This window comes from Haladaptatus sp. SPP-AMP-3 (assembly GCF_049568665.1).
Classification (GTDB): domain Archaea; phylum Halobacteriota; class Halobacteria; order Halobacteriales; family Haladaptataceae; genus Haladaptatus; species Haladaptatus paucihalophilus.
In genome coordinates this window covers 349,044-372,797 of sequence record NZ_CP145898.1, presented here as the reverse complement: position 1 = coordinate 372,797, position 23,754 = coordinate 349,044, and the positions used below count along the sequence as shown (strand labels likewise).

Annotated in this window: 20 protein-coding genes; 11 read left to right on the top strand and 9 right to left on the bottom strand. The window is 64.8% G+C overall.

Features of this window, described 5'->3' with window-relative positions; genetic code table 11:
* Window positions 1–416: 416 nt before the first annotated feature.
* Window positions 417–1,394, bottom strand: coding sequence for an ornithine cyclodeaminase family protein (locus V5735_RS18495; protein WP_423746230.1), 978 nt, complete (start codon window positions 1,392–1,394; stop codon window positions 417–419).
* Window positions 1,395–1,466: 72 nt separating this feature from the next.
* Between V5735_RS18495 and V5735_RS18490 the strand changes: the two genes are divergently transcribed.
* The 3 genes from V5735_RS18490 (at window position 1,467) to V5735_RS18480 (ending at window position 5,233) form a co-directional block, all read left to right on the top strand.
* Window positions 1,467–2,612 (top strand): NAD(P)/FAD-dependent oxidoreductase, encoded by a 1,146-nt coding sequence (locus V5735_RS18490; RefSeq protein ID WP_423746229.1) that lies wholly within the window; start codon window positions 1,467–1,469, stop codon window positions 2,610–2,612.
* A gap of 74 nt (window positions 2,613–2,686) precedes the next feature.
* Window positions 2,687–4,723 (top strand): S9 family peptidase, encoded by a 2,037-nt coding sequence (locus V5735_RS18485; RefSeq protein ID WP_423746228.1) that lies wholly within the window; start codon window positions 2,687–2,689, stop codon window positions 4,721–4,723.
* A gap of 93 nt (window positions 4,724–4,816) precedes the next feature.
* Window positions 4,817–5,233, top strand: a complete 417-nt coding sequence (locus V5735_RS18480; RefSeq protein WP_007978097.1) for an SPW repeat domain-containing protein — start codon at window positions 4,817–4,819, stop codon at window positions 5,231–5,233.
* Here V5735_RS18480 and V5735_RS18475 read toward each other — a convergent pair.
* From V5735_RS18475 to V5735_RS18465, 3 genes are all read right to left on the bottom strand, one after another.
* Window positions 5,230–5,466: a hypothetical protein gene (locus V5735_RS18475; RefSeq protein ID WP_423746227.1), complete on the bottom strand. Its 237-nt coding sequence runs from the start codon at window positions 5,464–5,466 to the stop codon at window positions 5,230–5,232. The genes V5735_RS18480 and V5735_RS18475 overlap by 4 nt on opposite strands.
* A 59-nt stretch (window positions 5,467–5,525) precedes the next feature.
* Window positions 5,526–5,849, bottom strand: a complete 324-nt coding sequence (locus V5735_RS18470) for a HalOD1 output domain-containing protein (RefSeq protein WP_423746226.1) — start codon at window positions 5,847–5,849, stop codon at window positions 5,526–5,528.
* A 205-nt stretch (window positions 5,850–6,054) separates the two neighbouring features.
* Window positions 6,055–7,389: a hypothetical protein gene (locus V5735_RS18465; protein WP_423746225.1), complete on the bottom strand. Its 1,335-nt coding sequence runs from the start codon at window positions 7,387–7,389 to the stop codon at window positions 6,055–6,057.
* A gap of 135 nt (window positions 7,390–7,524) precedes the next feature.
* Between V5735_RS18465 and V5735_RS18460 the strand changes: the two genes are divergently transcribed.
* Window positions 7,525–7,938 carry an EamA family transporter gene (locus V5735_RS18460; RefSeq protein WP_423746224.1) on the top strand — a complete coding sequence of 138 codons (414 nt, stop codon included), beginning with the start codon at window positions 7,525–7,527 and terminating at the stop codon, window positions 7,936–7,938.
* 120 nt (window positions 7,939–8,058) lie between these two features.
* Here the strand turns inward: V5735_RS18460 and V5735_RS18455 are convergent, their stop codons facing one another.
* Entirely contained in the window at window positions 8,059–9,840 is a 1,782-nt protein-coding gene (locus V5735_RS18455) for an alkaline phosphatase PhoX (protein WP_423746223.1), read from the bottom strand.
* A gap of 320 nt (window positions 9,841–10,160) precedes the next feature.
* On the opposite strand from V5735_RS18455, the gene V5735_RS18450 reads away from it, so the two are divergent.
* Together V5735_RS18450 and V5735_RS18445 are read left to right on the top strand one after the other, a co-directional pair.
* Window positions 10,161–11,111 carry a DedA family protein gene (locus tag V5735_RS18450; protein ID WP_423746222.1) on the top strand — a complete coding sequence of 317 codons (951 nt, stop codon included), beginning with the start codon at window positions 10,161–10,163 and terminating at the stop codon, window positions 11,109–11,111.
* Between the two features lie 169 nt (window positions 11,112–11,280).
* Window positions 11,281–12,507, top strand: coding sequence for an FAD-dependent monooxygenase (locus V5735_RS18445; protein WP_423746221.1), 1,227 nt, complete (start codon window positions 11,281–11,283; stop codon window positions 12,505–12,507).
* Here V5735_RS18445 and nadE read toward each other — a convergent pair whose 3' ends face one another.
* Window positions 12,508–13,383 (bottom strand): NAD(+) synthase, encoded by an 876-nt coding sequence (nadE, locus tag V5735_RS18440; RefSeq protein WP_423746220.1) that lies wholly within the window; start codon window positions 13,381–13,383, stop codon window positions 12,508–12,510. It lies immediately after the preceding gene.
* A gap of 214 nt (window positions 13,384–13,597) precedes the next feature.
* Here nadE and V5735_RS18435 point away from each other — a divergent pair, with 214 nt between their 5' ends.
* The 3 genes from V5735_RS18435 to gdhB all read left to right on the top strand — a co-directional run bounded on the left by V5735_RS18435 (window position 13,598) and on the right by gdhB (window position 18,057).
* Window positions 13,598–16,471: a bacterio-opsin activator domain-containing protein gene (locus V5735_RS18435; RefSeq protein WP_423746219.1), complete on the top strand. Its 2,874-nt coding sequence runs from the start codon at window positions 13,598–13,600 to the stop codon at window positions 16,469–16,471.
* 139 nt (window positions 16,472–16,610) lie between these two features.
* Window positions 16,611–16,754, top strand: coding sequence for a rubrerythrin-like domain-containing protein (locus V5735_RS18430; protein WP_423746218.1), 144 nt, complete (start codon window positions 16,611–16,613; stop codon window positions 16,752–16,754).
* 7 nt (window positions 16,755–16,761) lie between these two features.
* A complete protein-coding gene (gene gdhB / locus V5735_RS18425; protein ID WP_423746217.1) occupies window positions 16,762–18,057 on the top strand; it encodes a glutamate dehydrogenase GdhB in 1,296 nt (431 codons plus the stop codon).
* Window positions 18,058–18,122: 65 nt separating this feature from the next.
* Here the strand turns inward: gdhB and V5735_RS18420 are convergent, their stop codons facing one another.
* Window positions 18,123–19,130: an LLM class flavin-dependent oxidoreductase gene (locus V5735_RS18420; RefSeq protein ID WP_423746216.1), complete on the bottom strand. Its 1,008-nt coding sequence runs from the start codon at window positions 19,128–19,130 to the stop codon at window positions 18,123–18,125.
* Here V5735_RS18420 and V5735_RS18415 point away from each other — a divergent pair.
* A complete protein-coding gene (locus tag V5735_RS18415) occupies window positions 19,129–19,377 on the top strand; it encodes a hypothetical protein (RefSeq protein ID WP_423746215.1) in 249 nt (82 codons plus the stop codon). The genes V5735_RS18420 and V5735_RS18415 overlap by 2 nt on opposite strands.
* A gap of 40 nt (window positions 19,378–19,417) precedes the next feature.
* Here the strand turns inward: V5735_RS18415 and V5735_RS18410 are convergent, their stop codons facing one another.
* Window positions 19,418–22,399 carry an FAD-linked oxidase C-terminal domain-containing protein gene (locus tag V5735_RS18410; protein WP_423746214.1) on the bottom strand — a complete coding sequence of 994 codons (2,982 nt, stop codon included), beginning with the start codon at window positions 22,397–22,399 and terminating at the stop codon, window positions 19,418–19,420.
* Between the two features lie 368 nt (window positions 22,400–22,767).
* On the opposite strand from V5735_RS18410, the gene V5735_RS18405 reads away from it, so the two are divergent.
* Window positions 22,768–23,067, top strand: a complete 300-nt coding sequence (locus tag V5735_RS18405; protein WP_007978070.1) for a PadR family transcriptional regulator — start codon at window positions 22,768–22,770, stop codon at window positions 23,065–23,067.
* Here V5735_RS18405 and V5735_RS18400 read toward each other — a convergent pair.
* Window positions 23,064–23,711 (bottom strand): hypothetical protein, encoded by a 648-nt coding sequence (locus tag V5735_RS18400; protein ID WP_232423891.1) that lies wholly within the window; start codon window positions 23,709–23,711, stop codon window positions 23,064–23,066. The genes V5735_RS18405 and V5735_RS18400 overlap by 4 nt on opposite strands.
* Between the last annotated feature and the right edge of the window lie 43 nt (window positions 23,712–23,754).

The window sequence follows — 23,754 nt, the reverse complement described above, 5'->3', positions numbered from 1 at the left end:
ACAGTCGGTCGATATACGCTTCCTCCTCATAAATTCTCGTCAGACAACTGGGCGAAACTATGCGGATAGCTATCTGAATAGCTATCCATACGGAAAGATTTCTGGATATCTCTGCAGATTTCTGAATGGATATCCGGGTGGTGGCGGCGGGTTCCTTGTAAATCTTGTCCCGAGTTCTCGGAAACGTGCGCTTCACATCGTCTCGGTCCGGGTTTCTGTTCGGATATCTTTGCGGATGTCTATCTAGAAAGCCATCTGGAACTCTCCTCTCGACGGTACCCGTGTGATTTTCCGACCCCCGCGGTGGCTCATTCGGGTATCTGGTCGGATATCTGGACATCTATCTATATGGATTTCCGTATGGCTATCCGACGATCTGTCCGCACAACCCCACGAAGGAGCCCGCCGGTCGGTCGTTACAGTTCGACTTCCTCGCCGGTCCCCGCCTCGCTCGCTCGTTCGAACACGAACTCGCTCGCGGCCGCGTCGAGCACGGCCGACCCGACGCTTTCGACCACGACGATTTCCGAGTCCGAACTTCGACCGTCCGACCCCTCGAACACGTCGGCGAGCGGAACGAAATCGTCGGCGTCGAGGTCGGTCGCCCGGACGTCGCCGATTTCTGCCACCTCCTCGGGGACGTCGCCGAACGTCTCGTCGGAGCGGGCGAACGTCTCCCGGTCGAGTTCGCGCATCTCCGCGCTGTACGCGCCGACCGCGATGACCAGCGTTCCGGGCTGAAGCGCCTCGCCGGAAAAGACCGGGCTTGTCGCGGTCGTCGCGGTGACGACGACCGTCGCGTCCGCCACCGCTTCGTCCGCCAATTCGACGGGTGTGGTCGGTATTCCGAGTTCCGACTCCAGTTCCGCCGCGCACTCCAGTTTGGAATCGCTCGGTGAGTAGACTCGAATCGACTCGACGTCGGTCGCGGCCGCGATACAGCGCGCTTGCCACCGGGCTTGCGTCCCCGCCCCGATGACGGCGAGTTGTATCGGCGTGGCGGCGGCGAGGTCGGCGGCCGCGAGTCCGCCGATGCATCCGGTCCGCGCGTTCGTGATTCGCGTCCCCGCGACGAACGCGGCGGGACGTCCCGTTTCGGCGTCAGTCAGCGCGATTTGCGCGTTGACAGTCGGCAGCCCTCGGTCGGCGTTCCCGCCGTGCACGCCGACCAGTTTCGTGGCGTAGTGTGCCGCCCCATGGATGTACGCGGGCATGACGAGGCCGGTTCCGAGCGGCGCGTCACCCGCGAGTCCCGCGCCGACCGGGAAGTGGGGTCTGTCGGGGCGTTCGACGTCGCCGCGTCCCTGCTTGACGAACGCGTCGCGGACGACCGGCAGCAACGATTCGATTTCGAGGACCGACGCCACGTCTGCATCGGAGAGGATTCGAACCATGGCGGATGTTCTGCGCGAACGTGCTTATTTCCCGACGATGGAACCATTATCCAGGAGGTCATTTTCCGATTCATGCGAGTCGTCGTGGTCGGTGGCGGTATCGTCGGTTGTTCGAGCGCGTACTACCTCTCGGAACGCGGGGCCGATGTGGTCCTCTGCGAGCGCTCGAACATCGGCGCCGGAAGCACCGAACGCTCAGCTGGCGGTATCCGTGCACAGTTCTCGACCCCCGTCAACGTCGCGCTCTCCCGGGCCAGCATGCGGGTCTGGGACCGGTTCGAGGAGGAGTTCGACGCCGACATCGCGCTCCGTCGTTCCGGGTACCTCTTCCTCGTCAGGGACGAGGACTCCGGGGACGAACTCGCGGAGACGGTCGCGATGCAGAACGAACAGGGAGTCCCGAGTGAACTCCTCACGCCCGAGGAAGCGCGCGAGGTCTGCCCCGGACTCCGCGCGGACCTGTTCCGCGCCGCGACGTACTCCCCGAACGACGGGTTCGCGGACCCGCATTTGGCGCTGCAAGCGTTCGCCGCTCGCGCCCGCGAGGTCGGGACGGACGTCCGAACCGGGGTCGAGGTGACGGACGTGCTCGGCGACGCCGGTGGTGTCACGGGCGTCGAAACGACCGATGGAACCGTCGATGCCGATTTCGTCGTCAACGCGGCCGGGCCGTGGGCGAGCAGCGTCGCCGAGATGGCGGGCCTCGACCTTCCGATTTCACCCGAGCGTCGCCAAATGGCGGTCGTGAACCCGGAGACGCCGGTCGCCGAATCGGTTCCGCTGACAATCGACCTCGATACGGGGTCGTACTTCCGCCCGGAGCGGGAAGGGGCCGCGCTCGTCGGCGGGCATTTCGGGGGCGACACGACGGCCGACCCGAACGCATTCGACCAAACGACCGACCTCGACTGGACGATAGAAGCGGTGGAGAAGGCGTCAGACTGGACGACCTACTTCGGTCCTGAGTCCCGGATTCGCCGGGGATGGGCGGGGCTGTACGCCGTCACGCCCGACCACCATCCTATCATCGAGGAGACAGTTCCGGGCTTCGTGAACGCGGTCGGATTCTCGGGGCACGGGTTCCAACACGCACCGGCGACCGGGCAACTCGTCACCGAACTCGTCTTCGACGGCGAACCGTCGCTCGTCGACGTTTCCGGCCTCGACGCCGACCGGTTCGAGGAGGGGCGGACGGTCGACGAACGGAACGTCGCGTAACCCCTCGTCGCTCCCGACCCGTCCAATTTGCTGGCGCACATACATCTATTAGCCTCCCGTGGGACGGAGTATCCGTGACGAACACCGTTCAACTGGACGATTTCTACGACCTGACGTTGGTGAGCGACCTCGCGCTCTCGCCCGACGGCGACCGAATCGCCTTCGTCGCAGACGAGTTCGACGAGTCCGAAGACGACCGACGAACCTCCCTGTTCGTCGTTCCGTCGGACGGAAGCGACGACCCGTATCGACTCTCGCGGGCGTCGGACGCCGGGTCGCCGAAGTGGTCGCCCGACGGCGCGAAACTCGCGTTCCTCGCCGCCCGCGACGAGGACGTTTCCCTGTCGGTACGGGCCGACGATACTGACGAAGACGGCGATGAGGACGAGGCGAACGGCGCGGACGACGAACCCAAACCCCAAGTCTGGCTGTTCGACGTGGTTCGCGGCGGCGACGCCCGGCAAGTCACCGACCGCGAGGAGGGCGTCCGCGAGTTCGACTGGTCGCCCGACGGCGACCGACTCGTCGTCTCGTCGCGCGACCCGACCGAGGCGGAACGCGACTACCTCGCCGACCTCCGGGACGGCGGCCCGGTCGAAACCGAGCGACTGCAACACCGGTTCGACGGCGAGGGCTTTCTGGACGACGTGACGACCTACCTGTTCGTCGTCGACATCGAAACGCGGGACAGCCGCCGCCTCGACGACGCCTACGGCGGCGGCGCGTACGAACCGATGTTCGGTCTGCAACCGGTGTGGGGGGCCGACCGAATCGCGTTCCTCTCGAACCGCACCGACCGCCCGGACGATTCCGGCGTCATGGACGTGTACACCATCGCACCCGACGGGAGCGACCTGCGGAAGGTCACCGACTCGGATCTCGCCGCCGCGGGGCCGCGCTGGTCGCCCGACGGGTCCCGTCTCGCGTTCGCCGTCGATGACCCGGTGAACACGCACATCCCGACCCAGTTGTACGTCGCCGACAACGGCGACTATCGGTCGGTCACGGAATCGCTCGACCGGACGCTGGCACGCTCCCGGCGGTTCCGGTGGGTGGACGACGGGACGTTGCTCGCGGCCGTCGGCGACGAGGGAAGCACCCGCCTCGTGCGCTGTTCGGCCGACGAGGATTCGCCCGCGTTCACCTTCGACTCGCAGGGCGACTACCGAACCGTCCAGACTTTCGACTACGCGGACGGGACGGTCGCGTTCCTCCTGACCGACCCCGAGACGGTCGGCGACCTGTACGCGATGGACGCGGCCGAACTCGACGCCGGGGAACCCGCTCGCGTGACGGCCTGTAACGCGGCGTTCGAGGAGACGCACTCCATGCCCGGCTGTCGGCGCGTCGTCTACTCGAACGATTCCGACGACGAAATCGAGGGTATCGTCTACTACCCGTCCGACTTCGACCCCGAGGACCCCGACCGGAGGCCGTTGATAACCGCCATCCACGGCGGCCCGGTGGCCTACGACGCGCCGGAGTTCGCGTTCGAATACGCCTACTGGACCGACCGGGGATACGTGGTCCTCCGACCCAACTACCGGGGAAGCAGTTCCTACGGCCGGGATTTCAGCGAATCGATCCGTGGCGACTGGGGCCCCCGCGAGTCCGAGGACGTGCTCGCGGGCGTCGAACATCTCGTGGAACAGGGGTGGGCCGACTCCGACCGCACCTTCGTCACCGGCTTTTCCTACGGCGGCATCACGACGGGCTATCTCGTCACGCGGACGGACCGCTTCGCCGCGGCCGCCGCCGAACACGGTATCTACGACCTTCGGTCGTCGTACGGGACCGACGACGCACACCTCTGGTGGACGAACGATTTCGGTCTCCCGTGGGAGAACCCGGAAATCTACGACGCCGCCTCCAGCATCACGGACGTCGGCAACGTCGAGACGCCCCTGTTGGTGACGGCTGGCGGCGAGGACTGGCGCTGTCCGCCCTCGCAGTCCGAACAGCTCTACGTCAGCGTCAAAAAGCAGGGCGTCCCCGCGAAACTGGTGGTCTATCCCGACGAACACCACAACATCGGCGACCCGGACAGGGCCGTTCACCGCCTCGAACAGCTCACGGAATGGTTCACAACCCACGACTCCGAATCGGCGTAATGGCACGTTAGCCGTTGAACGGTCGCCGTTTCCGGTTAAACGGTCGCTCGCTTTATTCACTCGCTCGACTTACCCTTCATCGGGGAAACACTGATGAGTGAAACAGAAGCGAGAGAGCGAACGACACGGAGCACCGACACCGACGAATCGAGCCTGAAATGGCTGAGCGGGTTCGTATCGCTCGTGGGGGCGTGGATATTCATCTCCGCGTTCGTCTACCCGTCGATGTCAATGACGAGTTACTGGAACAACCTCATCATCGGGGCGGCCATCTTCCTCGTCGCGGGGTACAACTACTACCGCATGTCGCGGGGGATGTCGGCGAGCGTGGGTAGCTCGTCGTTCGTCGCGTTGCTGGGCCTCTGGATGATACTCGTCCCGTTCATCATGACCGCCTCGACGGCGTTCTGGAGCGACGTCATCTCGGGAATCGTCGTCGCCATCGTCGCCGGGTACAACGCCTACGCGGGCCGCAGTGAAAGAGCGGGCGCGCCTGCCGGAACCGCCTAAACTCGTTCCAGTTTCTCCAACCGGAACGACGCGAGATGGTATCGGGTGACGAGTAGCGCGAACCCGACCATCACGACGGCGAACAGCGCGTGGAAGGAGAGCGCGGTCTGGTGCGAATAGCCGTTCCACAACTGGGCGATACCGAGCAACACCGGCCCGAAGCTGAATAGACCGGTTTGTACTGGTAGCTCTTCGAACAGTTCACGGAACGTAACGGATACTTCAGTAGTCATCAATCGGTTCTTGACGCCATTCATGGCCGGATGGTCAATACCGTTTCGAAATCGTTCGGCTATTTCTCGTCGTCCGTGACCGGCCCGTAGATGAGTATCTCGCCGTCCGCATCGACGATTATCTCGCAACCGCGAGCGGTAAAGGTGACCTTTCCGCCGGTTCGCGTCGTTCCGTCGTGTTTCTCCTCGAATATCGCGTCCAGCGCATCGGGGTCTACGCTGTCGTAGAGCCATGTCTGCTTTTCTGCGCTCCGTCCGACTATTTCTTCTACGCCTCGGATGATTCTCGTGCTAGGGTCGTCGGTCTCTCCGGCGACTCGATACGCGTTGCGTCCATCCCGGTCGAGATCCGTCGCCCGTTCCGTGAATTGTCCTTCTGTCATAATCTACTGTGCTGTCTGGTTAGTTAGACAGTTAGACTAATCACAGCAATAAAAGAATCTCGATTGTATCTGAAACTAATATAATTATATAATATTAGATACATCTAATCAAAAGACGATGAATCACGTGGCGGTACCAGTACGGTACAGTTATCGCGACGGCAACTTCATGTTACGTGAACGCCTGTTCTTCCATCCCGGCCGTCTACGATCGTCTTCCCCTCCACAACCCCAGAATGACGACCGCGACCACCGCTATTGGCACCGTGAACCCCGGTAAGCTCGTGTTGCTCGACGGAGAATCCGCTTGCGGTGTCGATTCCTCTCCCGTCGTGGTCGTTCCCGAGGTGCTCGTCGCTTCGTCCGCGGACGTATCGTTCGTCGCGGCCGTCATCGACCCCGGTCCGAGTTCCAGCACCCAGCCGTCCTTGGCTTCGGCACCGAACCCGCCGGTCTGCCCGGCGAGCAGGAAGCCGCCATCGTGAGTTCGTATAGCGGGCCACGGTTTATCCCACGCGTCGCTTCCGTACGCCTTCTCCCACTGGAGCGTCCCATCGGCTCCCGTCTTCACAACGTAGCCGTCCGCGCTACCGATTCCGCCGGTGAGCGTCCCGCCGGTGAACAGGTAGCCGCCGTCGTCCGTTCGCATCGCCGAATCGAGCCAATCGACCTCGCCGCCGCCGAACCGTTTTTCCCACTGTCGCTCGCCGCTCGCATCGTATCGGAACACCCAGCCGTCGCGCGATTCGCCGCTCTCGGATTCACCGGCCACGACGATACCGTCCTCATCACCGGTCGCCGCCCAGACCGCTTCCCGGTCCGCGCCGCCCAGCGTTCGCTGCCACTGCCGTTCCCCGTTGTCGCCGACCCGAAGTATCCACGCGTCTTGGCCTCCGCTCTCGACTTCCCCCGCGAGGAGGTATCCGTCGTTCGTTGGGACGACGGCTTTGAAGCGACCCGTACTCCCGTCGGGGGTCGCGTACGTCCGCTCCCACGCCTTCGCTCCCGACGTATCGTGTTTTACCAGCCATCCGCCGACGCCGCCGTCACCGCGCGTCCATCCTGCGAGGACGTATCCATTCCCGTCCTGCTCGACTCCGTAGAACGCACCCGTTCCCGGCGTCCGTTCGCGTCGCGTCTCCCCGTCCGAATCGAGTTCCAGCACCCATCCCATCGGGGTGCCGCCGCGGTCGGTTCGCCCGGCGGCGACGATTCCATCGTCCGTCGTGACCACCGAGTACAGTCGGTCCGTCCCCGGCCCGGAGAACGTTCGTTCCCACTCCGTGTCTCCGTTGCCATCGATCTTCATCACCCAGCCGTCGATACCGGAGCTATCGCTTTCGGTTTCGCCCGCGAGGACGTAGCCGCCGTCGTCCGTTCGCGCGATGTCCGCGAAGATGTCGTCGCCGGATCCGCCGTATGTTCGGTTCCACCGCTCGTTCGGTTTCGAATCCCCTTGCTGCTCGGCCGTCCCTATCGCCATCGCCCCGACCGCGGAGGCGACGACCAGGGTAAACACGAGAATCGTCGGGCGTCTCATATCCGGTTCGTCGGGAGTGCGCCAGTTTGTTATGCTTCTCCTGCGCTCGAATCAAGGGCAGTCTGTTCGCCGGTTGTCGTCCCCTGTTCCGCCGGAATCCGAACACCTTCGTCGGTGGGCCGTTTCCAGGACGGCATGGTTCGAACCGCGATATATTTCGCACTCGTCGGTATGTTCGCGTGGGGCGTCTGGGCGCTGTTTGCCGATTACGCCACCCGAACGCTCGCGCCCGAAGTGGCAATGGCCATCTCCTACACCGTCGGCGTCGGCGTCGCAATCGCGTACATCGCCACTCAAGCCGGTCCCGTGTCGTTCTCCGAGTCGGGCGTCGCCTTCGCCGTCGCTGGCGGCCTGTTCTCCGGCATCGGTTCCATAAGCTACTACGTCGCGCTACAACGCGGCAATACCGCCGTTGCGACGACCGTGACCGCCCTCTACTTCGTCGTCGCCGCGGTTCTCGGCGCGGTGTTCCTCGGCGAATCGGTCGATATTCGGGACGTGGCGGGCATCGGGTTGGCCGTCGGCGCAGTCGTCCTCTTGGCGACCTGAGCGTGCTCGACGGAGAATATATTCTATCTCGCTATATCTATATCGAAGTTCGTCGGTCACATTTCGGACGTCCGTCGTCGTCCCGACGAAAAAAGTCGCGTTCGCGGCGGCTCGCTCGGCTCAGCAGTCGTCTTTCTCGTCGTCCTCGTCGCCCTGCCAGCCGTCCTTGCCCTCGTTTTCGTCCGTGCCGTCGTTCTCGTCGTCGCGTCCGTTCCAGTCGCGCTTTCCGGGGGAGAACAGCCAGAGGACGTTGTTCTCGTGGTCGCCGTCCTCGCCGACGAGCACGCGGCCGTCTTCAAGCGTGAAGATGTTGTCGGGATTTGCGAGCGTGTTCACGAGCATACCGTTCGCGTCCGTGCCGTCCGCGCCGGGGGCGACGACGTTCGCCTCCGGACCGCCGACCAGCGACGGTTCGATGCGTCGGATGTCGTAGTTCCCGGTCAGCCGCGCGGTGTAGACGGCTCCGTACCCGTCGCCTTGGAGCATCACGTCGCCGTCCACGTCGCTCATCGTGTCGCGGACGTTCGAACAGGCGATGTTGATGAAGTCGCCCGGTTTGGCGTCGCTCGGGGCGCTGACGCCTTCGAGCTTCTGCCACTCGTTCGTCGCGCCGACCGCGGCGGCGGCCTTTCGGGTTTCGAGGAACGCTACCCGGTCGTCCTCGGCATTGCCGTTCGCCCACTCTCGAATCTCGTGGTCAGTGATGTAGTCCGCCTCGTACCCGTCCGCGGTCGGGTCTTGGTCGTCGTACTCGCTGATCCACGACTCGATTTCGTCCTCCGTCGCGTGCGCCAGTTCGACCCACTCCACGTCGAATCCGGCCTTCGTCACGTCGTCCGTCGCGTCCTGCTCCAGTTTCGCGGCGAAGAGCGTCCCGGCGCTCAAGTCGCCCGCCTCGTCGGCGACGAATTTGTAGAGGACGCCGCCCCCGTAGTCGTCGGTGAGGTAGACGGTGCGCTCGTCGGCCATCACTTCGCCGACTTCGTGGGACGCGCGGCCCAGCGCGAACCGTTTCGTCGGCGTCGCGTCACCGGCCGGGTCCTCTACTTCCACGATGTAGCCGTAGCGGTAGGCGTTGCCGAAGTAGCCGAGGTACTCCTCGAACGTCTTCTCCGCGTTGCCGTACGTTTTCTCGTCGCTTTCGAACCACGCTTTCGCGTCCGGTTCGTACTCCTCGCTGGACAGCGGCGTGTTCCACGGGCTGAGCGACCCGTTGCAGTTGTTCCACGTCCCTTCCATCTCTCGCACGTCGAGATTCTCGATACTGTCCGAATCGACGCTCCACTTCGCGGCATCGTCCTCGCGGCTGATGAACAGCCGCGAAATCATGCCGGGTTGGGCTTCCCAGTTCGTGAAGAGGTAGCCCTCGTTCTCGCCAGTCGGCACGAACGCGTTCATGTCGGATTCGGCTTCGTCCGAGATGGGGTTCCCGTCGGCGTCGTTCGGCACCCCGAGCAGGTCGCCGTTTCCGAGCTTCTGCGCGCCCGTCGCCAGCACTTGGTGCTCGCCGACGGCCGTCCGGGTCGTGCGTTTCTCGGCGTCGGTCGTCGGAACCGAGAGGTTCGGGATATCTGTCGGAACTCCCGTTCCGTCGATGCCGACGACGGCACCGACGACGCTCGCGTCGTACGGTGCCGGGTTCGCTTCGTCCGGGTGCTGGACGTTCAAGAACAGCTCTCCGCCGGGTGCGACGCGAAGGCCGGTGACTTCCGCTCCGAGCGGGACGGTGGCAAACCGCGTCAGGGATGGCTCGTTCGGGTTGCTATGCCCGCCGTTCTTTTTCGTCTCCTCGGTGGTCTCGTTACTATCGTCGTCTTTCTCGGCGACCGCGATGCCGGTCGTCGAGAGTGCCGTCAGACCGAGGAGGCCGAGCATTTTCCGCCGGGAGTATGTTTCTGGCATACGGTCGCTTGATTCGACAAACCGATAATCAACGTATATATGTGGATGCTGATGTGGTACATAGCGGCCGTGCACCGAATATAGAATATATTTGCTCGAAACTATCCGAGAGCTGTTACTCACTATACGTGCCCGACTGCATTCGATTTCGGCATCTATTTAGATCTTCCTCAGTCAGGTTATTTTCCGGATAATTCGCCTTCGATGTGCGTTCTCTTCCCGTCATTTGTCGTGGAAATGACACCGAGTTCGATGCCGGAGCGCCGTCTCGACGGGACCACCACTAAGTTGATAATCGCGCTCGTTCGATATCCGCTCGAATGTTCGACTGGGTGACGCATGCCGTCCTGTCGTTCGTCTCCGACTACGGCTATTTCGCCGTGTTCGTGTACATGGCGCTCGAAACGGCGTTCATCCTTCACTTCGCGCCCAGCGAACTCGTCGTCCCGTTCGCGGCCAGCCAACTCGTTCACGACCCGCTCTCGTTCGGCGTCTTCGTCCTCGACGCGACGGTCGGTGCCACCGTCGGGAGCGTCCTCGCGTACTTCGTTCTCGGAAAGAACAGCGAGTACGTACTGGGTCGGTACGGACACCTCGTTCACGTCACCGAGGACGACATCCATCGCGGTCGTCAGTGGTTCCAGCGCTGGGGCGAGAGTTCGGTTCTCTGGGGTCGGATGGTGCCGCTGATGCGCGCCGTCATCTCGATTCCCGCCGGAATCGCGGAGATGGACCTCCGGAAGTTCGTCACGTATTCCGCCAGCGGCGCGTTCGTCTTCAACCTCCTGCTCACGTTTCTGGTCTACAGCGGTTCGGGCGAAACGTCGCCGCTCGGGATACTGCTCGGCGCGCTGTCCGGCGAAATCACGGAAACGCTCACCTACGTACAGGTACATCCGCGAGTCGTCGTCGTTCTCGGCGGTTTCGCCGCCGTCGCGCTCGGTTCGCTCTGGCTTTCTCGGGATTACATCCGTCAGAACCCGGCCGTCTCCCAGCGCATTATCCTCCGCGTCCTGTGGGTCGGTGGCACCCTCGTCGGGTCGCTGTTCCTGCTCGGCGCGGCGGTGACGCCGCTCCAGTCGTTCCGCACCGCCACGAACATCTGGGACGACCCGCTCTTTTTCACCCGGTTCGGATTGTCTCCGCAGCTTGCACTCCTGCTGACCGGCGTGGCGTTCTGCGCTGGCGCACTCGTCGTGCTCGAACTCGGAAAACGGGTTCCCGTCGCCGAACTCGCCCGACGTTTTAGGGCCGAGCGGCTCTCGTGGTGACAGCTCACCGCACGACGTCGCCGACGACATAATCGGATTCGGATTATACCGTCTCGAAAATTTTTCGACCTCCTCGCCGCAACCGTCGTTCATTGACACGAACTCGTAATCACCCGCCGTTTCGTCCCCCCCGTGCTTTCGCCCGTCCGACCGCGGAGGTATCCCACCGATGACCGCACGGTCGGCCGACGTAATCGTCGTCGGTGCCGGACCGGCGGGATGCGTCGTCAGCTACCTGCTCGCCAGAAGCGGCGTGGAGACGGTTCTCGTCGAACGCCAGCGAACGCTGGACCGCGAGTTCCGCGGCTACGGTTTTCGCCCGCCGATTCCGCGACGCTTCGACGAGATGGACCTCCTCGCGGACGTCGAAGAGTTGCCCCACGAAACCGTCTCCCGCGGAACGGTCGTCGCCTACGGCAAGTCGTATCCGGTGTTCGATTTCGACGACCGGCGCGTTCTCCTGCTCAAGCAACCCCCGTTGCTTCGACTCCTCATCGAACGCGCTCGGGAGTTCGAGACGTTCACGTTCCACGCCGGGACCTCGTTCGACGGGTTCCTCCGCGAGAACGGCGCCGTCGCGGGCATCACGGCCACCTCTCGCCCGGATGGCGAGATGCACGACTTCCGTAGCCGACTCGTCATCGGGGCCGACGGCCGGTTTTCGGCGACTCGACGGGCCGCCGGAATCGACGCGGGGATGGACGAATCCGGGACGGAAGTCATCTGGTTCAGGCTCCCCCGCGCGACGGCGGATTTCACGACGCACATTCGCATCGAGGACGACGGTGTGTTGGTGTACTCCCCGCTTTCCGAACGCGAATCCCAGTACGGATTGCTCGTGCCCGAGGGTCGCTATCCCGCGGTACGCGACCGCGGCATCGCCCGCTTTCGAGAGACCGTCGCGGGAATCGAACCCGCCATCGCGGACAGCGTGGAATCGCACTTGACGTCCTTCGACCAGTGTTCGTTGCTGTCGGTCCGTTCCGGACTCGCGGAGCGGTGGACCGACGACGGTCTGCTCCTCATCGGCGACGCCGCCCACGTCGCGTCGCCCGTCGGTGCCGAGGGGAACAACCTCGCCATCCAGGACGCCGTGGAGGCACACCGCCTACTGACGCCCGTGCTGACTCGCGGCGACGGTCCGATTTCGAACGCCGCCCTCTGGCGGGTCGAGAGGAACCGCCGCCCCGCCGTCGAGCGGACGATACGAGGACAGCGGTCGCGCGGACGCGGCCTGTCCTCGCTCCTCTCGTGGCGCGACCGTCTCCCGGACCCGCTCGAACCGCACCTGTTGCGGGGCGGTGCGGCCCTGATGAGCCTGTTGGCGCGGCTTCCGAATCGCTCGGGAACGGGTCACCCCGAACCGTCGGTGGACCGGTCGCTGTTCGCGGACTGATCAGGTACCGGCGCGAAGGTCGAGCGACGGCAGGAACGTCCGTTCCATGTCGGACTGCTCGTACAGGGAGACGATTCGCTCGACGGTTTCCGCCGCCACGCCGAGGAGTTCCGCGGTTCGACCCGGCGATACCGGCCCGTCGACGGTCAGCGCGAGCACCGAGTCGATGGTCTCGTAGTCGGCACCGAGGTTCTCCTCGTCCGTCCCCGCCGCGCCGATTTCGGGACTCGCCTTGCGCTCGACGATTCGGTCGGGGACGCCGACGTACCTCGACAACTGTCGGACCTGTCCTTTGTACAGGTGGAGGATGGGTTGGCAATCGACGGCCGCGTCGCCGTACTTGTCGAAGTGGCCGGTCAGCCACTCGCTTCGGTTGCTCGTTCCGACGACGACGCCGTTCATCTCCATCACGTTCAGGTATTCGAGGAGGGTTCGGGTTCGGAGCGCGGTCAGGTCGCGCTGGAACCGTCCAACCGGGTCGTCCCTCTCCCCGTGGTCGGGCAGGGCGTCGGTTATCGTGTCGACTATCGGCTGTATCTCCACCACGTCGTAGTCGATGCCGAGGTCGGACGCGACGCGTTCCGCGTCGCTCATCGTCTCGTCGCCGCTCGCCTCGCTCGGCATCACGATTCCGTAGACGTTCTCGGTCCCCAGCGCCTCGACGGCGAGGTAGGCGACCAGCGTGCTGTCGACGCCGCCCGAGAGTCCCACGACGGCGGTGTCGAGTTCCCGCGAGACGTCCATGCGCTCCACCTCTCCCGCGACGTGTTCCTCGATGACCGACAGGATTCGCTCGCGTTCGGCGTCGAGTTCGGCGTCGGTGAACCGAACGTCGAGCGGTTCGTCGGCGGTTCGAACCGTTGGTGTCGTTGCCATGTTCGACCGTTTCGTCCTCTTCCCCGGTTTTCTTTCCATTCCGGAAGATTCGAATTATTTGTTCCGGACAGGTGGGAACTATGGTGCGAGAGCGGCGTGACGGTTCTCGACTTGACAGCTTTACCGCTCCCGTGCCGGTTCGTGCGCCGACCTCGGTCGTCCCCCGATTCGGAGACCGACGTGATTTAACCGCTGCTCGCCTCACCTCCCGACGATGGAACCGACACCACGTTCCGCCGACCCGCCCGCGGGACCGATTTCGGTGCTCGTGGTCGGCGACCCGAACTGGCGAACGCCGCTCGTCGCCGACCTCTCCGCGGCCGCCGAAACCCTCGTCACGACCGCCGCTCGCGGTCACGACGGATACGAGTGGCTGACGGCACAGCCCGGCGAAGTCGATTGTATCGTCTGTTCGCTCGACTTGGCGGACATGTCCGGCGTTCGTTTTCTGGAGGTCGTTCGCGCCGCCTATCCCGACCTTCCGGTTGTCCTTCTCGCCTCCGACGGCGACGAGGCGACGGCCAGCAGGGCCGTCGCCGCCGACGTTACGGAGTACGTTCCCGTCGACGACCGGCCGTCGCTCACCGACGACCTCTTCCGGCGCGTTCGGCGGGCGGCCGTCCGATACCGGACGGCCCGCGCTCGCCGCCGCCGGGCGCGGCAGTTCGACGCGCTGTTCGACGACCCGCGGACGTTCATGTGGGTCCTCGACCCGAACGGGTCGGTTCGGCGGACGAACCGCACCGCCCTCGATTTCCTCGACGCTTCGGCGACGTCGGTCGTCGATGCGTCGTTCGCCGACTCGCCGTGGTGGGAGCGGTCGGAGACGACGCCGGACGAGATACGGGACGCCCTCCGAACCGCGAGGAACGGCTCCGTGACGCGGTTCGAGACGGCGTTCAGCGCCTCCGACGGCCGCGTCGAACTCGACGTTTCGTTCCGCCCGGTGACCGACCGGGACGGAGCCGTCGTCAGCGTCGTCGTCGAGGCGCTCGACGTAAGCGAACGCGCCCACCTCGAACGGGAGCTCCGCGAGTCGGAGGAGCTCCACCGCGTTACCCTCAACAACATGACCGATACCGTCCTCGTCACGGACGATTCGGGCGAATTCACCTACATCTGCCCGAACGTGCACTACATCTTCGGCTACTCGGTCGAGGAGATTCGGGACCTCGGACGCATCGACGCGCTCCTCGGCGACGACCTGTTCGACCGGGAAACGCTCGATTCCCAGGGGCTCCTCACGAACATCGAGTGCACCGCGACCGACAGGGCGGGGCGGGAACACACGCTCCTCGTCAACGTGAAGCGGGTTTCGATTCAAGGCGGAACGACGCTCTACAGCTGCCGCGACATCACCAAACGGAAGGACCGCGAGCGGGCGCTGACCGCGCTTCACCGCACGAGCCGCGACCTCCTCTACGCGGAGACGACGCCGGAGATCGCTTCGCTCGTCATCGACGACGTGACCGACATCTTCGACGTGGACGAGTGTGCCGTGTACCTCTTCGATACCGACGCGAACGAACTGTGGCCCGCCGCGGCCACGGACGCCATCGAGTCGCTCTCGGGGCCGCTCCCGACGGTTCGGCTCGACGAGTCGAGCGCGCTCGGTCGGGCGTTCGTGGACCGGACGACGCTCACGTTCGACGACGTGACCGAATCCGACCCGTTCCCAGTGACGGCCCTCGAGCGTCGGAGCGGGCTGTTGATCCCGCTCTCGGACCACGGCGTCTTCGTCGCGGCCGACGAACGCGGCACGCTGGACGAGGTGACGAGGGAGATAATCGACCTCCTCGCGGCGACCGTCGAGGCGGCGCTCGACCGCATCGAGCGCGAGGACGAACTCCGCGAACGCGACCGCGAACTCCAGCAGCGCAATCGCCAGCTCTCCCGGTTGAACCGGACGAACGAGATAATACGCGAAATCGACCGCGCCCTCGTCCGGGCCGATTCGCGCGAGGAAATCGAAGCCGAGGTCTGTGAACTGCTGACCGCGAGCGACCGGTTCGAGTTCGCGTGGGTCGGCGACACCGACCCCGGGTCGGGTGACCTCGAACCCCGGTCGTGGGCGGGCGACGACCGTGGCTATCTCGACGCCGCCGATTTCACCGCCCGGGGCGACCCCGCGGGTCGAACGGCGGCCGCCGATTCCGTCACCGTCGTCCCGAACGTGGCGGACGATTTGCAGGACACGTCGTGGCGTCGGGAGGCCATCTCCCGCGGGTTCCAGTCGATACTTTCGGTTCCGCTGACCCACGGCGACGTCGCCTACGGGACGCTTTCGGTGTACGCCGGTCGCCCGAACGCGTTCGACGACCGGGCGCGGACGGTGCTGTCCGAACTCGGCGAGACCATCGCCTCGGCCATCCAATCCGTCGAGCGAAAACGCGCGCTCGTGAGCGATACCGTCGTCGAACTGGACTACCGTATCACCGACGAAAACTGCGTCCTCAACGCGCTCTCGCGGCGGGCGGACTGCGCCCTCGAACTGCGGGGTGGCGTCCGCGAACTCGATTCCGGTGCCCGAATTCTCGTCGCCGTGTCGGGCGGGTCGCCGAGCGAAGTCGCCGCCGCCGCAAACGCCATCGTCTCGGCCGAGTCCGTTCGCGTCGTTTCGAGCGACGACGAGGGCGGATTGGTCCAGTTGACGCTCACCGCGCCGTTCATCGCCACCAGATTGGCCGAGTCCGGGGCGACGCTCGAACGCCTCCGCTCCGACGGCGGCGACACGACGGCGACGGTTTTCGTCCCCTCCCCGGTCGCGGTTCGTACCATCGACGACGTGCTCTCGAACGCGTACCCCTCGTCCGAACTCGTCGCACGGCGGGAGCGAGAGCGGCCGACGGACACCGGGAGCAGGTTCCGCGACGGGTTCCTGTCCGACATCACCCATCGACAACTCGAAGTCGTCCAGACGGCCTACTACAGCGGCTACTTCGAATCCCCCCGTGCGAACGACGGCGCGGCCGTCGCCGCCATGCTGGACATCTCCTCCGCCGCGTTCTACGAACACATGCGGAAAGTGCAGCGGAAACTCCTCGCCGCGGTCTTCGACCGAATCCCGTCCGTCCCGGATGGGGGTTGACTATCTAGGCACCCTCTTCCCCAACTGCTTCTCTATCCAACATCCAATTACTTGCACGCGTCGCAAAAATTGCGGTACGTGGCGGCGACCGGTCGGTGCCAACCGAGCAGCGCGTCGTCGCCGATTGGAGGAATTTCCGATGCGAGATATAAACCCCGACCCGACGACGGAATCGCAGTACGAGTGTCCGCGGTGCGGTGCCATCGTGGCCGCGACCCACCACCCCGGAGCGTGTGACGAGTGCGACGTTCACCTCCGCAATCGAGGGACGCCCCTCGAATAACCCGCCGATGGCATCCAACGTAAATTCGCACCCGAAACCGGCGGACGAACCCGGCGACGGACCCGTGGAATCGGCGCTCGACACCGCACGGCGACAGTTGAACCGAGCGGCGGCCGGAACGAATATCGACGCGAACATCGTCGAGCGCTTGCGCCACCCGACCCACGTCCACCGCGTCACCGTCCCGCTGAAGCGAGACGACGGGTCGGTCGAGGTGTTCACCGGGTACCGCGCGCAACACGACAGCGTGCGGGGGCCGTACAAGGGCGGCCTCCGGTATCACCCCGGCGTGACCGAGGAGGAGTGTATCGGCCTCTCGATGTGGATGACGTGGAAGTGTGCCGTCATGGACATCCCGTTCGGCGGCGCGAAGGGCGGCCTCGTCGTCAATCCGAAACGACTCTCGGACTCCGAGCGCGAACGCCTGACGCGGCGGTTCGCACAGGAACTCCGCGATACGGTCGGGCCGAACAGCGACATTCCGGCCCCCGATATGGGAACCGACTCCCAGACGATGGCGTGGTTCATGGACGCCTACTCGATGCAGGAGGGCGAGACCCAACCCGGCGTCGTCACGGGGAAACCGCCGGTCGTCGGCGGTTCGTACGGCCGCGAGGAAGCGCCGGGCCGTTCGGTCGCGCTCGTCACCCGCGAGGCGTGTGAGTACTACGACCATGGACTCGACGGAACGACCGTCGCGGTACAGGGTTTCGGGAGCGTCGGCGCGAACGCCGCCCGCCTCCTCGACGAATGGGGTGCGACCGTCGTCGCCATTTCCGACGTGAACGGCGCGGCGTACGACCCCGACGGCATCGAGACGGCGGCGGTCCCGTCTCACGAGGAGGAACCCGAGGCCGTCACCCGGTACGCCGACGACTGCATCAGCAACGAGGACTTGCTCACGCTCGACGTGGACGTGCTCGTTCCCGCCGCCGTCGGTAACGCCCTCACCGGAGCGAACGCGGACGACGTACGGGCCTCGCTCGTGGTCGAGGGTGCGAACGGTCCCACGACCGCCTCCGCTGACGCCATCCTCGCGGAGCGGGGCGTCCCGGTAATCCCGGACATCCTCGCCAACGCGGGCGGCGTGACCGTCTCGTACTTCGAGTGGCTACAGGACATCAACCGTCGGCAGTGGTCGCTGGAGCGCGTGAACGACGAACTCGAAGCCGAGATGCTCGACGCGTGGAACGACGTGCGCGAGGAAGTCGAAGAACGCGACGTGACGTGGCGCGACGCCGCGTACGTCGTCGCCCTTTCGCGTATCGGCGAAGCCCATCGGGTTCGGGGTCTCTGGCCCTGACGGCCGACTCCTCCCGACCGTAGAACGACGGAAACGATGGGGAGGGGCGGCCTGTTTTCCCTCTCTTATTCCCGGACTAGCGGTGCAACCTCGTCCCCGAGTCGCTCCACGCACTCGACCATCGCGTCGGTGCCGATGCCGGGGTGGTACGTGCGGAAGATGAAGTGAACGTCGTCGCCCAGCGCGTCGCGGTACTCGTTCAACTCCTCGGCCACCTGCTCGGGCGTGCCGAAGATGGCCTGTTCTTTCAGCTCCGCTTTCCGCTCGGCGTCCAGTTCGTCCACCGACTCGCCGGAGAAGATTTCCGCGTAACGGCGCTGAATGTAGAAGTAGCCGGGTTTCATCGCTTCCCACGCCTCTTCCTTGGAATCGGCGACGAAGCCGTGCTGGAGGACGTACACTTCGAAATCGCCCTCGATTCCTTCCTTCTCCCGAACCCGCTCGATGTCCTCCTTGCGCTTGCGGACGCCCTCGACGGAGAGGGCGGAGGGCGCACACCACGCGTCGGCGACGCGGGCCGCGCGTCGCACGGCGGGTTTGACCGACCCGCCGAACAGTATCGGAATCTCCGATTCGGGTTTCGGCGTCACGCTCACGTCGGGGGAGACGTCGTGGAACTCGGCGTCGTAGTCGAGCGGACCGTCGGACCACGAGGCACGGAGGAGGTCGGTCAGGTCGGTCATGCGCTCCACGCGCTCCTCGCGGGGGACGCCGAACGATTCGAACTCGCGGGGGTTCGACCCGATGGCGAGTCCCGTCGTCAGTCGGCCGTCGGCGAGCAGGTCCACCGTCGCGGCGTCCTCGGCGAGCCGAACCCCGTCGTAGAGCGGGGCGAGCGCGATACAGGTTCCGAGTTCGACGGTTTCGGTGCGAGCGGCCAGCGCCGCGAGCGAGGGCATCGTGGCCGGGAGGTAGCCGTCCTCGGCGAAGTGGTGTTCCGACACCCACATGCTGTCGAGGCCGGAGTCGTCGATAACCTCGCCGAGTTCGAGCATCTCGTCGTATATCTCGCTCATCGAGCGGTCGTCGTCCGGACGTCGCTGGCAGGTGAACAGCCCTGTCCCGAGCTTCATGCCGGAAAAATCGAACGCCGACACCTTAATCGTTTATAAGGAACTATCGTGGATTTCACCGCCGACGTTCGGACGCTTTCCCCACAAGGCTTATTCTACTATTTGGAAAAATGAAACTACGGATGGTCCCCTCACCAGTACCGGTCCGAAGAAGCCGGGCGACTCGATACTGGACGCGTTCAAACCCGTGATGGTGCTGTTCCTCTTGCTCGTCCTCTTTTTCGCCGCGTTGTACTTCCTCGGTTGACGCGGCGAGTGGGGAGAGACGGCAACGAGGCGGCGACGCGTCAGCGCGTCGCGCTCCCCCGAGGGAGCGCCTCCGCGACCTTTTCGATGGGGTGAGGCGGGCGCGCCTCGTGGCCTTCGAGTTGCGTGCGACAGGACGCGCCGGGCGCGACGACGGTTTCCGCGTCGCTCTCTTCCACCTGCTCGAACAGGATTCGACCGATGGCTTGCGAGAGGTCGTACTGCTCGGCGCGGTAGCCGAAACTGCCCGCCATGCCACAGCACCCGCTCTCCAAGGGGTCCACCGCGTACCCCGCCCGGCGGAGCACGCCCACCGCGTGGTGGTCGCTCCCGAGCGCCTTCTGGTTGCAGTGGCCGTGGTAGGCGAGCGATTCCGTCACCTCGCGGAACTCGATGTCGTCGTCCAACCGCTCGCGGTCGATGAACTCGCAGACGCCGAAGGTGCTCGCGGCGACTTTCTCGACGGCGGAATCCGACACGAGGTCCCGGTATTCGTCCTGCACCATCACAGCGTCCGAGGGTTCCACGAAGACGACCGACCACCCCTCAGAAACGGCCGGTTCGAGCGCCGTGACGTTTTTCTCCGCGTTCTCTTTCGCCGTATCGAGGAAGCCCTCGGAGTAGGCCGCCCGACCGCTCGGCGCGAGGTTCGAAGGCACCTGCACGTGGACGCCCGCCGCTTCGAGGACGCGGACGGCGGCCTTGCCGGGTGCCGGATAGCTGTAGTTCGTGAAGGTGTCGGGAACGAGGACGACGTGCTCCGTGGCGATGTCCTTCGGAACGCGGGGGCCGCGCGCCTCGAACCACTCTTCCAACGACTCCCTGCTGAAGGTCGGGAGGTCTCGTTCGGGCGCGATGCCGAGGAGTCTCTCGGCGATGGCGTCCGACCCCGGCAGCCGCGTCGCCCAGTTCGAGACCGGGGCGAGTGCGCTTCCGAGCGCCGAAATCGTGTCCACGTTCGCGAAGAAACGGTCCCGCCGACTCGGGCCGCGCTCCTCGTGGTGGGCGTGTTTCACCTCCGCCTTCAGCTTCGCCAAATCGACGCCCGTCGGGCAGTCGCGGGCACAGCCCTTACAGCCCAGACAGAGGTCGAGCACCTCCTCCTGAAACCGGTCGGTGTACAGTTCCTCGGTCGGAATCTCGCCGCTGATGGCGGCGCGGAGCATGTTCGCTCGCCCCCGCGTGGTCGCCATCTCGTCCTTCATGCCGCGGTAGGACGGACACATCGTCTCGCTCCCGGTCTGGCGGCAGGTGCCACAGCCGTTACACAGTTCCACGAGGTGCGAGAAGCCGCCCTCGTCGGAGAAGTCCTGCACCGTCGTCGGTTCGAGCGAGGAGTACTCGGGACCGTATCGGAGGTGCTCGCGCATGTCCGCGCCGTCCTCGTCGCGGAACACGACGGTTCCGGGGTTCAATCGCCAGTCCGGGTCGAACGCCGTCTTCAGCTCCTGAAACGCAGCCCAGAGTTGCTGGCCGTACATCTTCGGGTTGAACTCCGTCCGGGCGAGTCCGTCGCCGTGTTCCCCCGAGAACGCGCCGTGGTGGTCGAGGACGAGCGAAGTCACGTCGTCGGCGATGGCGTGCATCGTCTCGATGCCGTCCGTCTCCTTCAGGTTCAAAATCGGACGGATGTGGAGCGTGCCGCTTCCGGCGTGGGCGAAGTAGGCCGCCGAGGTGTCGTGTTTTTCGAGCACGTCCATGAACTCCCGGACGTACTCCGCCAGTTCCTCCGGCGGCACGGAGGCGTCCTCGATGAAGGGGTAGGGCTTCGGGTCGCCCTCCATGCTCATCAACAGCGGAATCGCCGCCTTCCGGAGCTTCCAGAGGTCGGCTTGTTCGTCTTCGGTGTAGGCTCCGAGCACGTCGAACGCCTCGCCCGCGTGGACGAAGTGGGCGTTCGTCTCCGCGATGGCGTCCTCGAAGTCGTCGCACAACTCGCCGTCGAACTCCAGCATGAGGGCCGCGGCCGCCCGTTCGGGAATCGGTTCGGCGTACGCGGCGAATTCGGACGAGTTGCGCGCCAGACGGAACACCTCGTCGTCCATCAACTCGACCGCGCTCACGTCGTATTCGAGCGCCTCGGGCACCGCTTCCATCGCCGACACGAGGTCGTCGAAGCAGTAGAGCGCGAGCGCGGTTTCGTCGGGACGCGACACCAAATCCAGCGTCGCGCGGACGACGACGCCCAAGGTCCCCTCCGCGCCGACGAACAGTTTCGAGAGGTTGATGTAGCGCGTCCCGTCCCGCTCGAAGACGACCTTGTGGAGGTTGTAGCCGCTGACCGAGCGCTTGAGCGTCGGATAGCGCGCTTCGATTTCCTCCTCGTTGTCCGCCACGAGTCCCCGGACGGTGCGGTACAGTTCGGCTTCGCGGTCGTCCTTCCCGACGATTTCGTCCCACTCCTCGCCGTCGAGTTCGACGTCGCGGGTGTGAATCAACGACCCGTCCGCGAGCACGACGTCGAGTTCGGCGGTGTAGGCGTCCGTGATGCCGTAGCGGACCGAGTGCGCCCCGGTGGAATTGTTGCCGATGCCGCCGCCGACGGTCGCTCGGTTGGAGGAGGCCGGGTCGGGGGCGAACTTCAGGTCCCACTGCGCGAGGTGGTCGTCCAAATCGTCCTGCACGACGCCGGGTTCGACGACCGCCCGTCGGCCGTCGGGGTCCACATCGAGTATCGAATCCATGTGCCGCGAGAGGTCGAGTACGACACAGCCGGGACCGACGGTTTGCCCGGCGAGCGAGGACCCGGCACCGCGCGGGAGGACGGGCATGTCGTGGTCGGCGGCGACCCGGACGGCGGCCTGGACGTCCTCGACGTCGGTCGGAAAGATGACGCCCGCCGGTTGCGCCTGATAGATGCTGCCATCGGTGGCGTACAGCACGCGCGTGTATCGGTCGAACCTGACTTCGCCGCCGACCGCGGCGCGCAACTCGTCCGCGAGGGAGGGGTGGGTTTCTGGTGGCTCGTGTCCGAGAGCGGCTCGATACGTCTCGAAGTCGGGATGGTCGTCCCGTATTGCCATGCGTGAGACAACCAGACACGTGGGCATAAATCCGGGGTTGAATCCATCGCCTCGCCGCGCGTCTAAAACCGGAAACGCCGAGACGTCCGTCTCGAGAAAATCGGACGGTGCGTTCCGTGACGCCCGATTTCGACCGACCGTTCCGCTTCGAGCGGTCCTTTTTTCGACGTGTCGCCCCTCGGGACGTGACGACCGGGGGAGTATCTATAGAGTTTGGGGAGAGGCCATTAACATAGATATTCCAACAGATTTTGCCAGGAGAGTGGTCGAGACGCTCTTTCAAAAAATCGCAAGCAAGCGTCGGGGTATACTCGGTGCGGCCATCACTCTTTTGTCTGTTGCATGATTCTGTAGGGATAGGGAGAACCATGCACGACCTGACTGGTTTCCAGCGGGACTTGCTGTACGTCATCGCTGGTCTGGACGAACCCCACGGCCTCGCCATCAAAGAAGAACTCGAAGCGTACTACGAGAAGGAGATTCATCATGGGCGACTGTATCCGAATCTCGACTCCCTCGTGGACAAAGGGTTGGTGGAGAAGGGACAGCGAGACCGTCGAACGAATTACTACACGCTCACCCGGAGGGGTGCGCGTGAAATCGAAGCGCGCCGTGAATGGGAAGAGGACTACGTCGGGGCGGATCTCAGTCAGACACAGACCGCTTAAGGGGAGAGGGCGGTGCCGAGAACCGCGGCGTTCAGCGCTCTGATGTGAGCGAAGACCGAACTCGATTCGTTTATTTTGTAGCCGCTACCGGAGTCCGTGAGCACGCCGAGTTCCTCCAGCGGGTCGACGTGCATCCACACCGATTTTCGAGACAACCCCACGCGTTCGTGGAGGTCGTCCTGCGTGAACTCTTCCGTCTCGTCCACGGCGAGGAGTGCGTCCAACAGCAAGCGAACCGCTTCGGGCTGCGTGAGGTCGCGGAAGCCGTCGGACGCGCCGCGCTCGTCCGCCGCGCTTCGTAACTGTCCGACGGCGTTCGCGACGACGCTTTCCGAGTTCGGTCGATACGTCTCGTCGTCCTCGCGGAACACGCGAAGCGCAACGAGGTCCTCCAAACTTCGCTCGACGTCTTCGAGGTCCCGGTCGAGTTCGTGCGCGAGGTCCTCTACCTGCCACTCGCCGCCGGTCGCCGCGGCGAGTCGAACCAGCTCACGGGTCGACGGGTCGCGGGTCAAAAAGAGCCAGCCGGACGGGTAGGACGCCCGTGCCGCTCGAATTCCTTCTTCGTCTGCGAGCGCCAACATCTCGTCTCGATTGTGGGTCGTACGGAGGGTCCAATCGCGGGAGTCTACGTGGAGCGCCATTAGATTGCGTTCACCCGCCGATGGTATATAATGGTTGTACTCC

Coding starts and splice junctions, on each gene's coding strand:
- V5735_RS18495 (WP_423746230.1), bottom strand. CDS start 1,394: ATGGTTCGAATCCTCTCCGATGCAGACGTGGCGTCGGTCCTCGAAATC.
- V5735_RS18490 (WP_423746229.1), top strand. CDS start 1,467: ATGCGAGTCGTCGTGGTCGGTGGCGGTATCGTCGGTTGTTCGAGCGCG.
- V5735_RS18480 (WP_007978097.1), top strand. CDS start 4,817: ATGAGTGAAACAGAAGCGAGAGAGCGAACGACACGGAGCACCGACACC.
- V5735_RS18475 (WP_423746227.1), bottom strand. CDS start 5,466: ATGACTACTGAAGTATCCGTTACGTTCCGTGAACTGTTCGAAGAGCTA.
- V5735_RS18470 (WP_423746226.1), bottom strand. CDS start 5,849: ATGACAGAAGGACAATTCACGGAACGGGCGACGGATCTCGACCGGGAT.
- V5735_RS18465 (WP_423746225.1), bottom strand. CDS start 7,389: ATGAGACGCCCGACGATTCTCGTGTTTACCCTGGTCGTCGCCTCCGCG.
- V5735_RS18460 (WP_423746224.1), top strand. CDS start 7,525: ATGGTTCGAACCGCGATATATTTCGCACTCGTCGGTATGTTCGCGTGG.
- V5735_RS18455 (WP_423746223.1), bottom strand. CDS start 9,840: ATGCCAGAAACATACTCCCGGCGGAAAATGCTCGGCCTCCTCGGTCTG.
- V5735_RS18450 (WP_423746222.1), top strand. CDS start 10,161: ATGTTCGACTGGGTGACGCATGCCGTCCTGTCGTTCGTCTCCGACTAC.
- V5735_RS18445 (WP_423746221.1), top strand. CDS start 11,281: ATGACCGCACGGTCGGCCGACGTAATCGTCGTCGGTGCCGGACCGGCG.
- nadE (WP_423746220.1), bottom strand. CDS start 13,383: ATGGCAACGACACCAACGGTTCGAACCGCCGACGAACCGCTCGACGTT.
- V5735_RS18435 (WP_423746219.1), top strand. CDS start 13,598: ATGGAACCGACACCACGTTCCGCCGACCCGCCCGCGGGACCGATTTCG.
- V5735_RS18430 (WP_423746218.1), top strand. CDS start 16,611: ATGCGAGATATAAACCCCGACCCGACGACGGAATCGCAGTACGAGTGT.
- gdhB (WP_423746217.1), top strand. CDS start 16,762: ATGGCATCCAACGTAAATTCGCACCCGAAACCGGCGGACGAACCCGGC.
- V5735_RS18415 (WP_423746215.1), top strand. CDS start 19,129: ATGCCGGAAAAATCGAACGCCGACACCTTAATCGTTTATAAGGAACTA.
- V5735_RS18420 (WP_423746216.1), bottom strand. CDS start 19,130: ATGAAGCTCGGGACAGGGCTGTTCACCTGCCAGCGACGTCCGGACGAC.
- V5735_RS18410 (WP_423746214.1), bottom strand. CDS start 22,399: ATGGCAATACGGGACGACCATCCCGACTTCGAGACGTATCGAGCCGCT.
- V5735_RS18405 (WP_007978070.1), top strand. CDS start 22,768: ATGCACGACCTGACTGGTTTCCAGCGGGACTTGCTGTACGTCATCGCT.
- V5735_RS18400 (WP_232423891.1), bottom strand. CDS start 23,711: ATGGCGCTCCACGTAGACTCCCGCGATTGGACCCTCCGTACGACCCAC.